At 60.8% G+C, this 15,605-nt stretch carries 17 protein-coding genes; 3 read left to right on the top strand and 14 right to left on the bottom strand.

Features of this window, described 5'->3' with window-relative positions; genetic code table 11:
• The first annotated feature begins 16 nt into the window (after positions 1–16).
• A complete protein-coding gene (locus tag ACRESH_RS20380) occupies positions 17–250 on the top strand; it encodes a PP0621 family protein (protein WP_431743666.1) in 234 nt (77 codons plus the stop codon).
• A 5-nt stretch (positions 251–255) separates the two neighbouring features.
• On the opposite strand, the gene thiO is transcribed toward ACRESH_RS20380, so the two are convergent.
• The 5 genes from thiO to pilV are packed head-to-tail and all read right to left on the bottom strand — an operon-like array spanning position 256 to position 3,220.
• Positions 256–1,359: a glycine oxidase ThiO gene (gene thiO / locus ACRESH_RS20375; RefSeq protein WP_431743665.1), complete on the bottom strand. Its 1,104-nt coding sequence runs from the start codon at positions 1,357–1,359 to the stop codon at positions 256–258.
• 37 nt (positions 1,360–1,396) lie between these two features.
• On the bottom strand, positions 1,397–1,798 hold the full coding sequence (locus ACRESH_RS20370) for a type IV pilin protein (RefSeq protein ID WP_431743687.1): 402 nt from the start codon (positions 1,796–1,798) through the stop codon (positions 1,397–1,399).
• A 17-nt stretch (positions 1,799–1,815) separates the two neighbouring features.
• Complete coding sequence (locus tag ACRESH_RS20365) at positions 1,816–2,337, bottom strand: pilus assembly PilX family protein (protein WP_431743664.1); 522 nt, start codon at positions 2,335–2,337, stop codon at positions 1,816–1,818.
• On the bottom strand, positions 2,334–3,005 hold the full coding sequence (locus ACRESH_RS20360; RefSeq protein ID WP_431743663.1) for a hypothetical protein: 672 nt from the start codon (positions 3,003–3,005) through the stop codon (positions 2,334–2,336). The genes ACRESH_RS20365 and ACRESH_RS20360 overlap by 4 nt, the downstream gene beginning before the upstream one ends.
• A complete protein-coding gene (gene pilV / locus ACRESH_RS20355) occupies positions 3,002–3,220 on the bottom strand; it encodes a type IV pilus modification protein PilV (RefSeq protein ID WP_431743662.1) in 219 nt (72 codons plus the stop codon). Before pilV ends, ACRESH_RS20360 begins: the two co-directional genes overlap by 4 nt.
• A gap of 108 nt (positions 3,221–3,328) precedes the next feature.
• On the opposite strand from pilV, the gene ACRESH_RS20350 reads away from it, so the two are divergent.
• A complete protein-coding gene (locus tag ACRESH_RS20350; protein WP_431743661.1) occupies positions 3,329–3,841 on the top strand; it encodes a GspH/FimT family pseudopilin in 513 nt (170 codons plus the stop codon).
• Here the strand turns inward: ACRESH_RS20350 and ispH are convergent.
• The 6 genes from ispH to murJ form a co-directional block, all read right to left on the bottom strand.
• A complete protein-coding gene (ispH, locus tag ACRESH_RS20345) occupies positions 3,830–4,777 on the bottom strand; it encodes a 4-hydroxy-3-methylbut-2-enyl diphosphate reductase (protein ID WP_431743660.1) in 948 nt (315 codons plus the stop codon). The two genes, ACRESH_RS20350 and ispH, sit on opposite strands and share 12 nt — an antisense overlap.
• Before the next feature lie 14 nt (positions 4,778–4,791).
• Positions 4,792–5,229, bottom strand: coding sequence for an FKBP-type peptidyl-prolyl cis-trans isomerase (gene fkpB, locus ACRESH_RS20340; RefSeq protein ID WP_422422797.1), 438 nt, complete (start codon positions 5,227–5,229; stop codon positions 4,792–4,794).
• Positions 5,222–5,737, bottom strand: a complete 516-nt coding sequence (lspA, locus tag ACRESH_RS20335) for a signal peptidase II (RefSeq protein ID WP_431743659.1) — start codon at positions 5,735–5,737, stop codon at positions 5,222–5,224. Before lspA ends, fkpB begins: the two co-directional genes overlap by 8 nt.
• Positions 5,730–8,561 carry an isoleucine--tRNA ligase gene (gene ileS / locus ACRESH_RS20330; RefSeq protein WP_431743658.1) on the bottom strand — a complete coding sequence of 944 codons (2,832 nt, stop codon included), beginning with the start codon at positions 8,559–8,561 and terminating at the stop codon, positions 5,730–5,732. Before ileS ends, lspA begins: the two co-directional genes overlap by 8 nt.
• Positions 8,558–9,508: a bifunctional riboflavin kinase/FAD synthetase gene (gene ribF, locus ACRESH_RS20325; protein ID WP_431743657.1), complete on the bottom strand. Its 951-nt coding sequence runs from the start codon at positions 9,506–9,508 to the stop codon at positions 8,558–8,560. Before ribF ends, ileS begins: the two co-directional genes overlap by 4 nt.
• A gap of 118 nt (positions 9,509–9,626) precedes the next feature.
• Positions 9,627–11,165 (bottom strand): murein biosynthesis integral membrane protein MurJ, encoded by a 1,539-nt coding sequence (gene murJ / locus ACRESH_RS20320; protein ID WP_431743656.1) that lies wholly within the window; start codon positions 11,163–11,165, stop codon positions 9,627–9,629.
• A 251-nt stretch (positions 11,166–11,416) separates the two neighbouring features.
• Between murJ and rpsT the strand changes: the two genes are divergently transcribed.
• Positions 11,417–11,695, top strand: a complete 279-nt coding sequence (gene rpsT, locus ACRESH_RS20315) for a 30S ribosomal protein S20 (protein ID WP_431743655.1) — start codon at positions 11,417–11,419, stop codon at positions 11,693–11,695.
• Positions 11,696–11,837: 142 nt separating this feature from the next.
• Here rpsT and ACRESH_RS20310 read toward each other — a convergent pair whose 3' ends face one another.
• The 3 genes from ACRESH_RS20310 to ACRESH_RS20300 are packed head-to-tail and all read right to left on the bottom strand — an operon-like array spanning position 11,838 to position 15,400.
• Entirely contained in the window at positions 11,838–14,138 is a 2,301-nt protein-coding gene (locus ACRESH_RS20310) for an MlaD family protein (RefSeq protein ID WP_431743654.1), read from the bottom strand.
• The gene (locus ACRESH_RS20305) at positions 14,131–14,754 is read right to left on the bottom strand and encodes a paraquat-inducible protein A (protein WP_431743653.1); all 624 of its coding nucleotides are present in this window, start codon (positions 14,752–14,754) and stop codon (positions 14,131–14,133) included. The genes ACRESH_RS20310 and ACRESH_RS20305 overlap by 8 nt, the downstream gene beginning before the upstream one ends.
• The gene (locus tag ACRESH_RS20300) at positions 14,741–15,400 is read right to left on the bottom strand and encodes a paraquat-inducible protein A (RefSeq protein ID WP_431743652.1); all 660 of its coding nucleotides are present in this window, start codon (positions 15,398–15,400) and stop codon (positions 14,741–14,743) included. Before ACRESH_RS20300 ends, ACRESH_RS20305 begins: the two co-directional genes overlap by 14 nt.
• Between the last annotated feature and the right edge of the window lie 205 nt (positions 15,401–15,605).

Genomic DNA, 15,605 nt, shown 5'->3' with positions numbered 1-15,605 from the left:
GACAAAGCTGGACACCATGGTTCGCCTACTTTTCTGGATCGCCCTGATTGCCGCTGCTTTCTGGCTGTGGCGCAAGTTCAAGGCCAGCAACGCTGCTGATAAGCCCGACAACAGCCTTGAAGACCCGTTGAAGATGGTGCGCTGCGCCCATTGTGGCGTGCACCTGCCCAATGACCGTGCCCTGCGCCTGGGCAGCCAGTGGTATTGCAGCCAGGCGCACCTGGAGCAAGGTCCCGGCGCGCAGCGCTGAGTCCCTCACTCCCCTACAAAACGCCCTGCTGGTGCATAGGGCCGCGGATCGATGATCGGTTCGCGGCCCAGCAACAGGTCAGCGAATAGCTGGCAGGAGGCCGGCGCCAGCACCAGGCCGTTACGGTAGTGCCCGCAGTTCAGCCACAAGCCCTCCCAGCCCGGCACTGCACCAATGTAGGGAATACCCTCAGGCGATCCTGGACGCAAACCCGCCCAATGGCCAACCGGTGTGGCCTCAGCCAGTGCCGGGAGCAACTCGATAGCCGAAGCCTTGAGGCTTTCCAGCGCCTCGGCGGTCGGGGTCTTGTCGTAGCCGGCATGCTCCAGGGTACTGCCCACCAGGATATGCCCATCGCGTCGCGGGATGGCATAGCGCCCTTTGGCCAACACCATGCTGGGCAGGAAATCTTCGGCGCATTTGAACAGAATCATCTGCCCTTTGACCGGCTCAACCGGCAGCTCCAGGCCCAAGGGACGCAATAGGTCGCCACTCCAGGCACCTGCAGTCAGTACCACGCGGTTGCCGGCAATCGTGCCACCTACGGTCTCGACACCCGTGATTCGCCCGGCGTCGTGGCTAAAACCTGTAATTTCGCAATGCTCGCGAATGCTTACGTTGGGCATCGCCTGCAGCGCCACCTTGAGCGACTTGACCAGGCGCGGGTTACGCACATTGGCAACGCCAGCCATATAGATAGCCCGATGGAAACCGGAACCGAGGACCGGCACGGCTTCATAGGCGGCAGAGATATCCACAGCACTCAGTGGGCGCCCCTCCCGCTCGGCCCAGGCCAAGGCCTCGGCTTCGTCCTCCAGGTCCAACCAATAGAGGCCGGTGGTATGCACCTCGGGATCCACCCCGGTACTGGCGAACAAACGCTCACCCAGCTGTGGATAAAAATCCTGTGACCAATGCGCCAGCGCCGTCACTGCGGGGCTGTAACGCCAGGGGTAGAGCGGCGAAACAATGCCACCACCAGCCCAGGACGACTCCTGTCCCAGCTCACCGCGATCACACAGCACCACCTGCTCGACCTCGGCCGCCAGGTTGAACGCCGTCAGCAGGCCGATCACTCCGCCGCCGACTATCACTACTTGCTTGGTCATCTATCGATCCAACTTCTGAAGTAAATCGCGAAAGGCTTCAGCCTCCCCAGCAGTCACTGCCGGCATCCCCGACGCTTTCGGGATTGCCGCGCACACCTGCCTGGTCAAGCGCATAGTCACCACACGGATCGGCCATCATCAGCCCGCCGGGAAGGCGTCGTGCCAACAGGGTGAATGACTCCTTGTCGCGTACCGCTTGCAAGCGGTAGTGAGCAGTCCCGCTCGCCAGTGGCGTCACCACCGATTCCGCATCGCTGTACTGACCCGCACGTGAGTAATGGCGCTCCAGCTGCTGCGCGCTGGTGAACAGCAAGCCGACAATTTCCGTGCGAGCCGCTTTTCTGACCTGGTCGCGGTAACCGGGGTAGGCAATGCTCGCCAGAATGCCGACCACGGCGATGACAATCAACACTTCGATCAGGCTCAATCCTTTCTGCAGCTGCATTCACCTGCTCCTTAATAGATCTGTCGCCAGAGGATGCGCCGCCATGGCTGCGGCGCTGGCCCGACAGGTTGCGCAATCACGCTCTCCAGTACGCTGCGGGCCATGCCATTGCGCGCCACGGCCGTGACCCGATAAAGGTTTACCGCAAGCCCTGGTGGCATCCGTCTGGCCTGGGTGCTCTCCCCCAGAGACTGGATGAGATAGAAACCGCCGTCACCTGCCAGCCAAACCAAACCGGAGCTTGCACCTGCACCTGCATGCACCCCGGCCCTGGTAATGAAGCCCGCCTCCGGCGGCGGCAGGCAGAACTCGCAGCGTGACCCAACCTGCTCCAGCGCTCTGAGCTCTCCTTGCTGCAGCACCTGATGCGCCTGTTCAAACATCTGCAAGGTGGTCAGCAGGTTGCGCGCCATGCGCTCCTGCTGGGTCGCACTGCCCATCGCCGATATCCCAAGCAGCCCCAGCAACAGCACCAGTGTCAGGCTGAGCAGCAGCACCAGACCGCGCTGCGTGGTCTTGCCGCACGGTGTCATGACCCGGCCACCGGGTTGCCTAGTGCGATGCTCATTCGATAAGTCTGCGGCCTGACGCGCTGCTGCGGGTCGATCAGGGTCAGGCCCAACTGCACGCCGGAAATGCCCAAGGAACTGTCCCTGAGCAGTTCAAGCTGCAGCTCGCCTACCCCGTCCACCAGCACGCCATCGCTCGCCCCGCTACGCAGCAGCAGTTGATCGGCAACCAAGCGGTAGTCGTGGCGACGAATGGGTACGGCAAACTGACCCACCTCAGCGGCCCGCACACCGGCATGCACGCTTGCCTGCGTTCGACAGTCGGTGACCAGGGTCCAATCGGGCAGGCCACTGGCCTGGGCAACCTCGGCACTGATCAGGCTCAGGCGCTGCAGACGCCCATCCGCTGCGCGTGTGATCTGCACAGGATGTGCAAATGCTTCGCCAGCCAAGGGATCGAGAAAGTCGATGGCATCGTGATGCAGACAACCGAACATTCCCGCCATGCGAATACTCTGAGCCAGACGCTGCAGGGCCTGGCGCGCATCCTCCTGCATCCGCGCCGCCACCCCCTGTGCCTGCCAGGACTGACTCGCAGCAAGAAACAGGCGACTGGCACCGAGCAACAGCAGCAATCCCAGGCTCAGGGCCAGCAGCACTTCCAGCAGGCTGAAACCCATCTGCCTGCTCATTGCCCCAGTTCCTCATTGCGCAGATCCCCACCAGCACGCGCCTGCTCGAGCATCCCATGAGCCAGATAGGCCGCCTGGGTGCTACGCAATGCGCTGTCAGTGGCCTGCAATGCCCGCACTTGCAAGCCGGCAGCAGCAAACAACCCCAGCCCCAGTACCGCCATCGCTACCAGCACTTCGATTAACGTCATGCCTTGTTGTTGCCAGCCATCCATGGCCAACCTCCCGAGACTTTTCCACAGTCTTTTGCCAACCCGGCCGACTGGACGTCAGCGACACGGGCCTCGAACCTATAGCGAAGCACTTCCAGGGAGGAATGCACGGTGAGGCAACAGGGCGTAACACTGATACAACTTCTGTTCGCATCGGCCCTGCTGGGGCTGCTGACACAGATGAGTATCCCGGCCTACAACGCCATGAGCTCCGACCTGCAACGGCAGGCGGCCGCCAAGAACCTGGCCCAGGCGTTACGTACCGCGCGCAGTGAAGCGCTGCTGCGTAATAGCGTCGTGCACCTGCAAGCACTGGACGCGGACTGGAGCAATGGCTGGAGGATGATGCTTGAGCGCGAGAACCCGCAATTGCTGCATGAATGGCGCAGCAATGGACGCATGATCATTGTCGGTAACCAACCGGTGGCCCGGCAGGTGCGCTTCAGTGGCCTGGGGGTGCCGCTGCTGGAAAGCGGGGCTTTTCAGGCCGGGACGCTGCATGTTTGCCAACGCCCCGAAGCACTGAGTCACTATCAGGTGGTGCTGTCACGCAGCGGCAGAGTCAGCCTGCGTGACGCGCTGATCGAGCAGCCGCTGTGCGCGGCTGCCGGGTCAGATCAGTGAACGAACACGCAGTTCCTTGGGCATCGAGAAGGTGATGTTCTCTTCGCGGCCATCCAGCTCTTCGGCACCGGTGGCGCCCCATGCCCTGAGTTGTTCGATCACGCCACGCACCAGCACTTCCGGCGCCGAGGCACCGGCAGTGATACCGATGCGCTCGACACCGTCGAACCAGCTCTTCTGCAGGTCTTCAGCACCGTCGATCAGGTAGGCCGGCGTCGACATGCGCTCGGCCAACTCACGCAGGCGGTTGGAGTTGGAGCTGTTCGGGCTGCCCACCACCAGAACCACATCGCATTCGTTGGCCAACTGCTTGACCGCATCCTGGCGGTTCTGGGTGGCGTAGCAGATGTCGTCCTTGCGCGGCCCGCCGATATTCGGGAAGCGGGCACGCAGGGCATCGATCACTCGGCTGGTGTCATCCATCGACAAGGTCGTCTGGGTAACGAAGGCCAGTTTGTCCGGGTCATTGACCTGCAGTTGGGCAACATCTTCCTCGTCTTCGACCAGGTAGATCGCGCCGCCGTTACTGGGGTCGTACTGACCCATGGTGCCTTCGACTTCCGGATGGCCTTCGTGGCCGATCAGGATACATTCGCGGCCGTCGCGGCTGTAGCGCGCCACCTCGATATGCACCTTGGTCACCAGCGGGCAGGTCGCATCGAACACCTTCAGGCCACGCCCGGCCGCTTCCTGGCGTACAGCCTGGGAAACACCGTGGGCGCTGAAGATGACGATGACATCATCCGGCACCTGATCCAGCTCTTCGACAAAGATGGCGCCGCGTGCGCGCAGGTCTTCGACCACGAACTTGTTGTGCACCACTTCGTGACGTACATAGATCGGCGGGCCGAAGACTTCCAGCGCGCGGTTGACGATCTCGATCGCCCGGTCCACGCCCGCACAGAAGCCGCGGGGGTTGGCGAGTTTGATTTGCATGCTCGGCTCCGGGCTCAAAGCGCTGTGACTTCGAGGATTTGCACCTCGAAGCTCAGGGTTTTGCCAGCCAGTGGATGATTGAAGTCGATGGTCACCTGGGCGTCATCGAACGCCTTGACCACACCCGGCAGCTCGGCATTGGCAGCGTCATTGAAGATCACCAGCAGACCTTCGGAAAGCTCCATGTCGTTGAATTGCGAGCGTGGAATGATCTGCACGTTCTGCGGATTGGGCTGACCGAAAGCGTTTTCCGGCTCGACGGTAACGGTGCGCTTGTCACCGGCCTTGAAGCCGAAGATCGCCGCTTCGAAGCCCGGTAGCAGATTGCCGTCGCCAACCTTGAAGACTGCCGGCGACTTGTCGAAGGTGCTGTCGACGGTATCGCCGTTTTCCAGGTGCAGCGCGAAGTGCAGTTTCACTTCGGTGTTCTGGCCGATTCGGGTCTCAGTCATGGACGGGTTCTCCGGACTTCTTGCTCTTGAACATATCCAGCGCCAGCATCACCGCACCGACGGAAATGGCGCTGTCGGCCAGGTTGAAGGCCGGGAAGTACCAGCGGTTCTGCCAGTGGACGAGGATGAAGTCGACCACATGGCCCAGCACGATACGGTCGTACAGGTTGCCCAGCGCGCCGCCGAGCACCAGGGCCAGGGCCACCGCCAGCCAGGTCTCGTTGCGCCCCAGGCGCTTGAGCCAGACCACCAGCACGCCGCTGACCACCAGGGCGATCAGGGCGAACAGCCAGCGTTGCCAACCGGAACTGTCGGCCAGGAAACTGAAGGCTGCACCGGTGTTGTAAGCCAGGGTCCAGCTGAAGTAGTCGGGGATGACTACGATCTGCTGGTACAGGCTCAGCGCATCCTCGAAATAGAATTTGCTGGCCTGGTCGAGGATCAGGACCAGCAGGCTCAGCCAGAGCCAGCCAAGGCGCCCGAAGCGCCCCACAGCAGGGTTAGGCATAGTGGCGCACCTCACCGTTGCCGCTGATATTGTCGGCACAACGGGCGCAGATTTCCGGATGCTCCGGGTTCGCCCCGACGTCGGCGCGGAAGTGCCAGCAACGGCCGCACTTGGTATGAGCGGATTTAACCACTTTCAGCTTCAAACCAGGAACTTCGGTCTCGACCGCATCGGCTGGTGCCTGGACGAAAGGCGCAACGCTCGCCGCCGAGGTGATCAGCACGAAGCGCAGCTCGTCGCCCAGCTTGTTCAGGTCGGCGCTCAGGGCGTCGTCGGCAAACAAGGTAACTTCGGCCTGCAGGTTGCCACCGATGGCCTTGGCCGAACGCTGGTTCTCCAGCTCCTTGTTGACTGCAGTCTTGGCGGCCATCACGCGGTCCCAGTAAGTGCGCCCCAACTCGAAGCCTTCCGGTAGCTCGGTCAGCCCCTGGTACCAGGTGTTGAGCATGACCGACTCGTTGCGCTCGCCCGGCAGGTACTGCCACAGCTCGTCGGCGGTGAACGCCAGGATCGGCGCGATCCAGCGCACCAGTGCTTCGCTGATGTGGTACAGCGCGGTCTGGCAGGAACGACGGGCAACACTGTTGGCAGCGGTGGTGTACTGACGGTCCTTGATGATGTCCAGATAGAAGCCGCCCAACTCCTGCACGCAGAAGTTGTGAATCTTCGAATAAACGTTCCAGAAGCGGTATTCGCCGTAGTGCTCTTCCAGCTCGCGCTGCAGCAGCAGGGTACGGTCGACGGCCCAACGGTCCAGCGCCAGCATGTCTTCGGCCGGCAGCAGGTCGCGGGCCGGGTCAAAGCCGGACAGGTTGGAGAGCAGGAAGCGCGCGGTGTTACGGATACGCCGGTAAGCGTCAGCGCTGCGCTGCAGGATCTGCTCGGAAACCGCCATCTCGCCGGAGTAGTCAGTGGCCGAGACCCACAGGCGCAGGATGTCGGCACCCAGGGTGTCGTTGACCTTCTGCGGCTCGATGGTGTTACCCAGCGACTTGGACATCTTGCGGCCGTTTTCGTCGACGGTGAAGCCGTGGGTCAGCAGCTCGCGGTACGGCGCGTGGTTGTCGATGGCGCAGCCAGTCAGCAGCGAGGAATGGAACCAGCCGCGGTGCTGGTCGGAACCTTCCAGGTACAGGTCGGCGCGCGGGCCGGTGTCGTGGCCGATGCTGTGCGAGCCACGCAGTACGTGCCAGTGGGTGGTGCCGGAATCGAACCAGACGTCGAGGGTGTCGGCGATCTTGTCGTACTGGCCGGCTTCGTCACCGAGCAGCTCGGCCGCGTCCAGCTTGAACCAGGCTTCGATGCCTTCGTTCTCGACGCGCTTGGCCACCTCTTCCATCAGCTCGACAGTGCGCGGGTGCAGCTCACCGCTCTGTTTATTGAGGAAGAACGGGATCGGCACCCCCCAGTTACGCTGGCGCGAGATGCACCAATCGGGGCGGTTGGCGATCATCGAATGCAGGCGCGCCTGGCCCCAGGCCGGAACGAACTTGGTTTCCTCGATGGCCTTGACCGCACGCTTGCGCAGGGTGTCGCCATTGTCAGGCTGCTTGTCCATGCCGACGAACCACTGCGCGGTAGCGCGGTAGATCAGCGGGGTCTTGTGGCGCCAGCAGTGCATGTAGCTGTGGCTGATGGTTTCGGTGTGCATCAGCGCACCGACTTGCGAGAGTTTTTCGACAATGGCCGGGTTGGCCTTCCAGATAAACTGGCCGCCGAAGAATTCCAGCGATTGCACATACACACCGTTGCTTTGCACCGGGGTCAGGATGTCGTCATTGACCATGCCGTAGCGCTTGCAGGTGACGAAGTCGTCTTCACCGTAGGCTGGCGAGGAGTGAACCACACCGGTACCGGCGCCGAGCTCGACGTAGTCGGCCAGATAAACCGGCGACAGACGCTCGTAGAACGGGTGACGGAAGTTGATCAGCTCCAGCGCCGAACCTGGCGCGGTGGCGATCACCGAACCTTCCAGCGCGTAACGCTGCAGGCACGACTCGACCAGCTCTTCAGCCAGCACCAGCAGTTTGTCGCCGACGTCGACCAGCGCGTAGATGAACTCCGGATGGACATTCAGCGCCTGGTTGGCCGGGATGGTCCACGGGGTAGTGGTCCAGATCACGATCGCAGCCGGCTTGACCAGCGAGGCCAGGCCGAAAGCGGCGGCCAGCTTGGCGTCATCAACAACCGGGAAGGCAACGTCGATGGTCTGGGATTTCTTGTCGGCGTATTCGACCTCGGCTTCAGCCAGGGCCGAACCGCAATCGAAGCACCAGTTCACAGGCTTCAAGCCCTTGAACACGAAGCCGTGCTTGACCATCTCGGCCAGGGCGCGGATTTCACCGGCCTCGTTGGCAAAGTTCATGGTCTTGTAGGGATTGTCCCAGTCACCCAGCACACCCAGGCGGATGAACTCGGTCTTCTGGCCTTCGATCTGCTCGGCGGCATAGGCGCGGCACAGCTCGCGGGTCTGATCGGCACTCAGGTGCTTGCCGTGGGTGACTTCGACCTTATGCTCGATCGGCAGACCATGGCAGTCCCAGCCCGGCACGTACGGGGCATCGAAACCGGACAGGGTCTTGGAGCGGACAATCATGTCCTTGAGAATCTTGTTCAGCGCATGACCGATGTGAATCTTGCCGTTGGCGTAGGGCGGGCCGTCGTGCAGTACGAACTTCGGACGATCCTTGCCAATTTCGCGCAGCTTCTGGTACAGGCCTATGCTGTCCCAGCGCTGCAGAATCTGCGGTTCGCGCTGCGGCAGGCCGGCCTTCATCGGGAAGGCGGTGTCCGGAAGGTTTAGCGTGGCTTTATAGTCGGTCATTTCAGGCTCTTCGTTAGCGGTTGAGCGTGCCAATGGGCACGTGCGGCGGCGATATCCGCATCGATCGCCGACTTCAGCGCCTCCAGGGAGGCGAAACGCTGCTCGTCGCGCAGCTTGTGGTGGAATTCCACCGTCAGGCGCCGGCCATAGAGATCGCCGGCAAAATCCAGGAGATGCACTTCCAGGTGGGCACTGCCATCACCTGAAACGGTTGGCCGCACGCCGATGTTGGCGACGCCCGGCCAAGCCTTGCCATCGAGTTCGACGCTGACCAGGTAAACGCCGGTCAGGGGGACACGATGACGCTTGAGTTGTATGTTGGCTGTCGGCGTGCCCAATTGGCGCGCCAGCTTCTGCCCATGCAACACCCGACCGCTGATACGGTACGGGCGCCCGAGCAGCCGTTCGGCCAGGACAAAATCGGCCTTGGCCAGGGCCTGGCGCACTTGCGTGCTGCTGACCCGCAGGCCGTCCAGCTCGACGGTCTGCGCGGCTTCAACGGTGAAGCCCTGGCTCAGGCCGGCCTGCTGGAGAAACGCGAAGTCACCGACCCGGTCGCAGCCGAAGCGGAAATCATCTCCGACTTCCAGGTGCTTAACACCCAGACCCTCGACCAGGATGGTGGCGACGAACTCGGCGGCACTGAGTTTGCTCAGACGTTGATTGAACGCCAGGCACAGCACCCGGTCCACGCCTTCAGCAGCCAACAGCGCGACTTTGTCACGCAAACGGGCCAAGCGGGCCGGGGCGGTGTCCGGAGCGAAGTATTCGCGCGGTTGCGGCTCGAAAATCACCACACAGCTGGGTACGCCCAGCTCTACCGCTCGCTCACGCAGACGCGCCAGGATTGCCTGGTGGCCACGGTGAACACCGTCGAAGTTGCCAATAGTGGCGACACAGCCCCGGTGCTGGGGGCGCAGGTTGTGAAGGCCTCGAACCAGCTGCATAACGCGCTTCTTGCTCATAAAGTGGTCGATTATAACCACACCCGGGCGCTGACGACAGGCAGCAGCGTCCCCCCGAGGCATGGAAAAGATAAAACCGACGTCTGGCCGTACTTGCGGCTCAATGCAGTACCTTGCGTGCAAAGTCACGCGGGCGGAAACCGAACACGAACAGACTGCCGAAATAAGTCAGTACACCAGCCAGGATCAGCACGCCCAGACGCAGGAAACGTTCGAGCATCTGTCCTTCTTCCCAGGCCGGCATGTAATGCATCCCCACCAGCAGCACCGCCGACATCAACACCACGGCCAGCACCAGCTTGGCGAGGAACTTGCCCCATCCCGGTTGCGGCTGGAACAACTGCTGCTGACGCAATTTCCAGTACAGCAGGCCGGCATTCAGGCAGGCGCCGAGACTGATGGCCAGGGCCAACCCTGCGTGTTGCAGGTGGGTGACGAACATCAAGTTGAACAGCTGGGTGCAGACCAGGGTAAATACCGCGATTTTAACCGGCGTACGGATGTTTTGCTGGGCATAGAAACCGGGCGCCAGCACCTTGACCAGAATGATGGCCAGCAGACCGACCGAATAGGCAATCAGCGCGCGCTGGGTCATGGCTGCATCAAATGCCGTGAACTTACCGTACTGGAACAGCGCCACGGTCAACGGCTCGGCAAGGATCGCCATGGCCAGGGTGCACGGCAGCACCAGCAAAAAGCACAGGCGCAGGCCCCAGTCGAGGATCCGCGAGTACTCGTGACGGTCACGATTGGCGTAGGTCTTGGCCAGGGTCGGCAACAAAATGGTACCCAGGGCCACGCCGAGTACACCGGAGGGCAGCTCCATCAGGCGGTCGGCGTAGTACATCCAGGACACCGAGCCTGCCACCAGGAACGAGGCGAAGATGGTGTTGATGATTAGCGAGATCTGGCTGACCGACACCCCGAGGATCGCCGGCAGCATCTGTTTGAGTACCCGCCAGACCCCACTATCGCGCAGATTCAGGCGTGGCAGCACCAGCATGCCGATTTTCTTCAGATGTGGCAGCTGGTACAGCAATTGCGCCAGGCCACCGGCCAGTACGCCCCAGGCCAGCGCCATGATGGGCGGATCGAAGTACGGGGTGAGGAACAGGGTAAAGCCGATCATCGCCACATTGAGCAGGGTCGGCACGAAGGCCGGCACCGAAAAACGGTTCCAAGTATTGAGAATGGCCCCGGCTAGCGACGATAGCGAGATCAGCAATATATAAGGGAACGTCACGCGCAACAGCTCGGTGGTCAGCTGAAACTTTTCGCTGTTGTCGATAAAGCCCGGCGCCGTGACCCACACCACCCAGGGGGCCGCCAGTATGCCGAGTGCGGTGACCAGGGCCAGCACCAGGGTCAACAAACCGCTGACATAGGCAACGAAGGTCCGTGTCGCTTCCTCGCCCTGCTGGGTCTTGTACTCGGCCAGGATCGGCACGAAAGCCTGGGAAAACGCCCCCTCGGCGAATATCCGTCGCAGCAGGTTGGGCAATTTGAAGGCAATGAAGAAGGCGTCGGTAGCCACGCCGGCACCGAATACTCGTGCCAGGATGGTATCGCGCACAAAGCCCAACACCCGGGAAATCATGGTGATGGAGCTGACGGCGGCCAGGGATTTCAGAAGATTCATTGAAAGTTTTTTACGCCTAAAGATAAAGGGCTGTGCCGCAACGCGCGCAGTTGTGCGATACTCCGCGCCGCAACGCAAGCAGAGCAAAAGCTCCCGAGTTTACAGGTCGTACCGCAGAAGGGAATCACTCCCTTGTCAGGAACAACCACTCAGCGGATCCATGCAAGTGCCCTTGACAACCGATCAACTCATCGGCATGATTCGCGGCCTATTTTGTTTGCTATTTACCAAGTCTTTCGAGGAGCTCGACGGTGGCCAACTCACCTTCCGCCAAAAAACGTGCAAAACAGGCTGAGAAGCGTCGCAGCCACAACGCCAGCCTGCGTTCCATGGTTCGTACCTACATCAAGAATGTAGTTAAAGCCATCGACGCAAAAGACGCCGAAAAAGCGCAAGCTGCTTACATCCTGGCTGTGCCAGTTATCGACCGTATGGCCGATAAAGGCATCATCCACAAGAACAAGGCTGCTCGCCATAAAGGCCGTCTGAATGGCCACATCAAGGCACTGAAGCTCGCTGCAGTTGCCTAAGCGATACGCTTGTTAAAAAACCGACCTTAGGGTCGGTTTTTTGTTGCCTGCGATTTGGTATCTGCTGCTAAAAGCATCGCGGGTCAAGCCCGCCCCTACAGGTTTGTACTGCACCTGTGGAAGCGGGCTTGACCCACGATGATTACTTACCTATCTGAATCTTCGGCGCCCACTGCAGCCATTCATCTTCGGCCCTGTCGAACAAGGCGAAGGTCTGCTGCGCTCGAGCCGGGTTCCCCATCTTCTCGCCATCCGGCGTGGCAAAGGCAATACCGCCCTCGATCAGCGTCTCCAGCGACTCGGTACGCACGGTAGCGCCTTTGAACAAGCCGAAGTCAAAGCCGAAGCCGCTGCTGTTCCAGAATCGGCTACCGCCGCGCACCAACGCCGCATAGCGCGGCTCGATAAGGATATGAATCAGCACCCGGTCCGCCGTTTGCCCCAACTCGAAACCGGTTACCTTGCCAACCGGGATCTCGCGATAGGTAACCGGAACGCCTGGCTTGATCGAGCCACGCCGCGGCGCACTGAGCACCAGCGCAAGGCCCGCTTCACGCGCGGAAAAATCCGGCGCCTGTGGCAGTGCATTGAACGTACGCTGAGGCCCGAGGTTCTTCGATGCTGGGTGCACTTCGAGATATTGACCCGTCACCAAGGTTTCCAGGTTCGCGGTCTTGACGATGCCCAGAGCCGGTTTGACCACCCAGAATTGCGTCCCCTCACGAGCAATGCGCTCCGGCACCTCAGTAATACGTGCCTTGAGCAGAACGGCCTGCAGATCTTCGGTCAGATCGACCTGTTCGACCTTGCCAACATCCAGGCCCTTGAAGCGAACCGGCGTACCGACCTTGAGACCGTCCGCACGCTCGACACGAATGGTCACCGTGGTACCACTGCGATTGGCCGCCTCCTGGTCCACATGCAGGCGGAAACTCGGAATGCGGCGCTTGAGCGGCACATTCGGGGTCGGCGTATCGAAAGCGATACCTCCCGCCATCAGGCTCTGCAACGATTCGCTCTTGATCTGGATTCCCGACAAACCACCGGTGAGGGTGATGCCACTGGCATTCCAGAAACGTGTCGAACCGTTGACCAGGTTGGCGTACTCCTTCTCGATGTGCACCCCAATCAGCAGGCGCTTGCTCTTTTTGGAAAACTGGTAACTCTGCACGGTACCGACCTTGACCTGACGGTAGAGCACCGGACTGCCGACTTCCAGCGAACCGAGGTTGTCACTGAACAGCACCAAGTGCAGCCCTGGTGCCTTCAAGTCGAGTGGAGGCGCTTTGTCCCGGGCTTCAAACTCACGCTGCGGAGAGGCGCCCTTTTCACCCGGCCGGATAGCAATGTAGTTACCTTTGACCAGGGCTTCCAAACCGGTGATCCCAGCCAGCGAGATGGACGGCTTCACCACCCAGAACTGGGTGCCGTCAACCAAGTAGTCTTCAGCCAACGGATCCAGGGTCAGTTCGGCCACGGCGCTGGAAAGATCCGCATCAACTTTCAGGGTCTTCAGCGAACCGACCTGGATGCCTTTATACATCACCGGCGTCCGCCCGGCCTGCAGCCCTTCGAAGTCACTCAGCTTGACCTTGACGCGGATACCCGCCTGGGCCGCATCGAAGTCTTCGAACAGGCGGAACGGCAAGCCCGGATCAGTTGGCGGGCTGTCCTTGCGGTGCTCTGGCGTGGCAAAGGCAATACCACCGGCGACAATGCTGGCCAGCGACTCACTGCGTACCTTCACCCCGGACAGGTCGGCATCGATACTGATGCCACTGGCGTTCCAGAAGCGCGTGTGTTTGCGCACAAGGTTGCTATAGGCCGGCTCGATGAAGACCTTGATCTCCACTGCCCCCTGGTCATCGGCCAGACGATAGCTCTTCACCCGGCCGACCTGGATCTGCTTGTAGAACACCGGGCTATCACGGTTGAGCGAGCCCAGCCGATCCGCCTTGAGGGTCAGGTGCAGACCAGGCTCGCTATCAGACAACGGCGGCGCTTCATCCAGCGCCTTGAACCGCTTGGTCGGCTCGCCCTCCCCCGGGCTCACGGCAATGTAGTTGCCTGACACGAGGGTCTCCAGGCCGGTGATGCCAGCCAGACTGACACTCGGCTTGACCAGCCAGAAGCGTGTACCGCTGTTCAGGTGCGGCTCAGCGTCCTTATTCATTTCAATGGTGGCGATAACCCCGGTATTGCTGCCCTTGGCATCCAACACCAGCTCTTTGACCTTACCCACCGACATGCCCTTGAAGACCACCTCGGTTTTGTTGGCGACGATGCCCTCACCGCTTTCAAAGCGAACCTGAATGTTCACCCCTGATTCGCGGTAGGCCTGCCAGCCAAGCCAGCCACCAATGACCAGGGCGATCAGAGGCAATATCCATATAGCCGACCAGTTCGAAGCTGGGCGGGTTTTAGCCGTAGGCAAATCACTCATGGTCGTCATCCGACTCCGTGTTATCCCAAATCAGTCGGGGATCGAAAGTTACTGCTGCGAGCATCGTCAGAATCACCACACTGGCGAAAGCGACGGCACCCAGGTTGGCTTCGACACTGGCGATCCTGCCGAAATTCACCACCGCCACCAAAATGGCGATCACGAAGATATCCAGCATTGACCAGCGTCCGATAAATTCAATGAAGCGGTACATCAGGATCCGCTGCCGGGCGGACAAAGGTTGATGGCGTTGCACCGAGTAAAGCAACAGGCCAATACCCACCAACTTGAAGGTGGGCACCAGGATACTGGCAATGAACACCACGGCAGCGATAGGCAACATGCCATGTTTCATCAGGGTGATGACACCGGACATGATGGTGTCCGGACTCCCCTGGCCCAGGGCACTGACGGTCATGATCGGCAGCACGTTGGCCGGGATGTACAGAATCGCCGAGGTAAGCAACAAGGCCCAGGTCCGCACCAGGCTGTTGGGCCGCCGCGCATGCACAATGGCGCCGCAACGGTTGCAGATTTGCGAAGTACTCTCCGGCTCCTGGCGATTCAGTTCATGGCATTCGCCACAAATCAGAATCCCAGCATCAATCGCACGCATGCAGGTCCTCCCCCGATAAAGCACTCCAGATCTGGTGGGGTGACATCACCACCTCCAGCCACACCTGCACCAATAGCAGACTGATAAAACAGGCCAGCCCCAAACCGAGACTCAGCTCCGCCAGGTCGACCAACTTGACCATCGCGACCAGCACGCCCATGAAATACACCTCGAGCATGCCCCAGTCGCGCAGATGGTGATAAATCCGGTAAAGCAACAGACCGTAACTGCGCCCGATATTCAGGCGAATGCTCAGCAGCACCACCAATTGGCACAACAGCTTGAGCAAGGGGATCGCCATGCTGCAGAGGAACACTACCACTGCCACTTCAGTCATCCCGGTGTTGTACAACCCTACCACCCCGCTCCAGACCGTATCGTTGGCGCTCTGGCCCAGCAGATGGAGTTGCATGATGGGCAAGAAGTTGGCCGGTATGTAGAGCAGCAAGGCGGCCAGCACCAGCGCCAGGCTGCGCTGGACGACATTGTGACGGTGGGCATAGAGCTCATAGCCGCAGCGCGGGCAATGCGCTTTTTCATCCAGCTTGAGCACAGGCTTGCGCATCAGCAGGTCACATTCGTGACACGCCACCAGTTGATCCAAGGGCAGGTCGGTGAGCTGATGGGAATCGACAGGGTCGGACATAGTGAACTTCTGAGTCAACGCGAGGGCGGTATTCTAACCGATACGCGGCGCATCGATCGCAGCTGTGGGGGCGACGGCGCCACAAAGACAAAACCCCTACCTGCATGCGCAGATAGGGGTTTCGGAATTTAATCTTGACGATGACCTACTCTCACATGGGGAAACCCCACACTACCATCGGCGATGCATCGTTTCACTACTGAGT

The organism is Pseudomonas sp. (assembly GCF_050739775.1).
In the GTDB taxonomy this organism is placed as follows: Bacteria; Pseudomonadota; Gammaproteobacteria; order Pseudomonadales; family Pseudomonadaceae; genus Aquipseudomonas.
This window is presented reverse-complemented; position numbering and strand designations above follow the sequence as displayed.

What these genes read in the sequence shown, in the direction of transcription:
- ACRESH_RS20360 (WP_431743663.1), bottom strand. Translation starts at nt 3,005, where the DNA reads ATGAGCAGGCAGATGGGTTTCAGCCTGCTGGAAGTGCTGCTGGCCCTG.
- ribF (WP_431743657.1), bottom strand. Translation starts at nt 9,508, where the DNA reads ATGCAGCTGGTTCGAGGCCTTCACAACCTGCGCCCCCAGCACCGGGGC.
- ACRESH_RS20310 (WP_431743654.1), bottom strand. Translation starts at nt 14,138, where the DNA reads ATGAGTGATTTGCCTACGGCTAAAACCCGCCCAGCTTCGAACTGGTCG.
- ACRESH_RS20305 (WP_431743653.1), bottom strand. Translation starts at nt 14,754, where the DNA reads ATGCGTGCGATTGATGCTGGGATTCTGATTTGTGGCGAATGCCATGAA.
- murJ (WP_431743656.1), bottom strand. Translation starts at nt 11,165, where the DNA reads ATGAATCTTCTGAAATCCCTGGCCGCCGTCAGCTCCATCACCATGATT.
- ACRESH_RS20300 (WP_431743652.1), bottom strand. Translation starts at nt 15,400, where the DNA reads ATGTCCGACCCTGTCGATTCCCATCAGCTCACCGACCTGCCCTTGGAT.
- fkpB (WP_422422797.1), bottom strand. Translation starts at nt 5,229, where the DNA reads ATGACTGAGACCCGAATCGGCCAGAACACCGAAGTGAAACTGCACTTC.
- pilV (WP_431743662.1), bottom strand. Translation starts at nt 3,220, where the DNA reads ATGGATGGCTGGCAACAACAAGGCATGACGTTAATCGAAGTGCTGGTA.
- lspA (WP_431743659.1), bottom strand. Translation starts at nt 5,737, where the DNA reads ATGCCTAACCCTGCTGTGGGGCGCTTCGGGCGCCTTGGCTGGCTCTGG.
- ispH (WP_431743660.1), bottom strand. Translation starts at nt 4,777, where the DNA reads ATGCAAATCAAACTCGCCAACCCCCGCGGCTTCTGTGCGGGCGTGGAC.
- ACRESH_RS20380 (WP_431743666.1), top strand. Translation starts at nt 17, where the DNA reads ATGGTTCGCCTACTTTTCTGGATCGCCCTGATTGCCGCTGCTTTCTGG.
- thiO (WP_431743665.1), bottom strand. Translation starts at nt 1,359, where the DNA reads ATGACCAAGCAAGTAGTGATAGTCGGCGGCGGAGTGATCGGCCTGCTG.
- ileS (WP_431743658.1), bottom strand. Translation starts at nt 8,561, where the DNA reads ATGACCGACTATAAAGCCACGCTAAACCTTCCGGACACCGCCTTCCCG.
- ACRESH_RS20365 (WP_431743664.1), bottom strand. Translation starts at nt 2,337, where the DNA reads ATGACACCGTGCGGCAAGACCACGCAGCGCGGTCTGGTGCTGCTGCTC.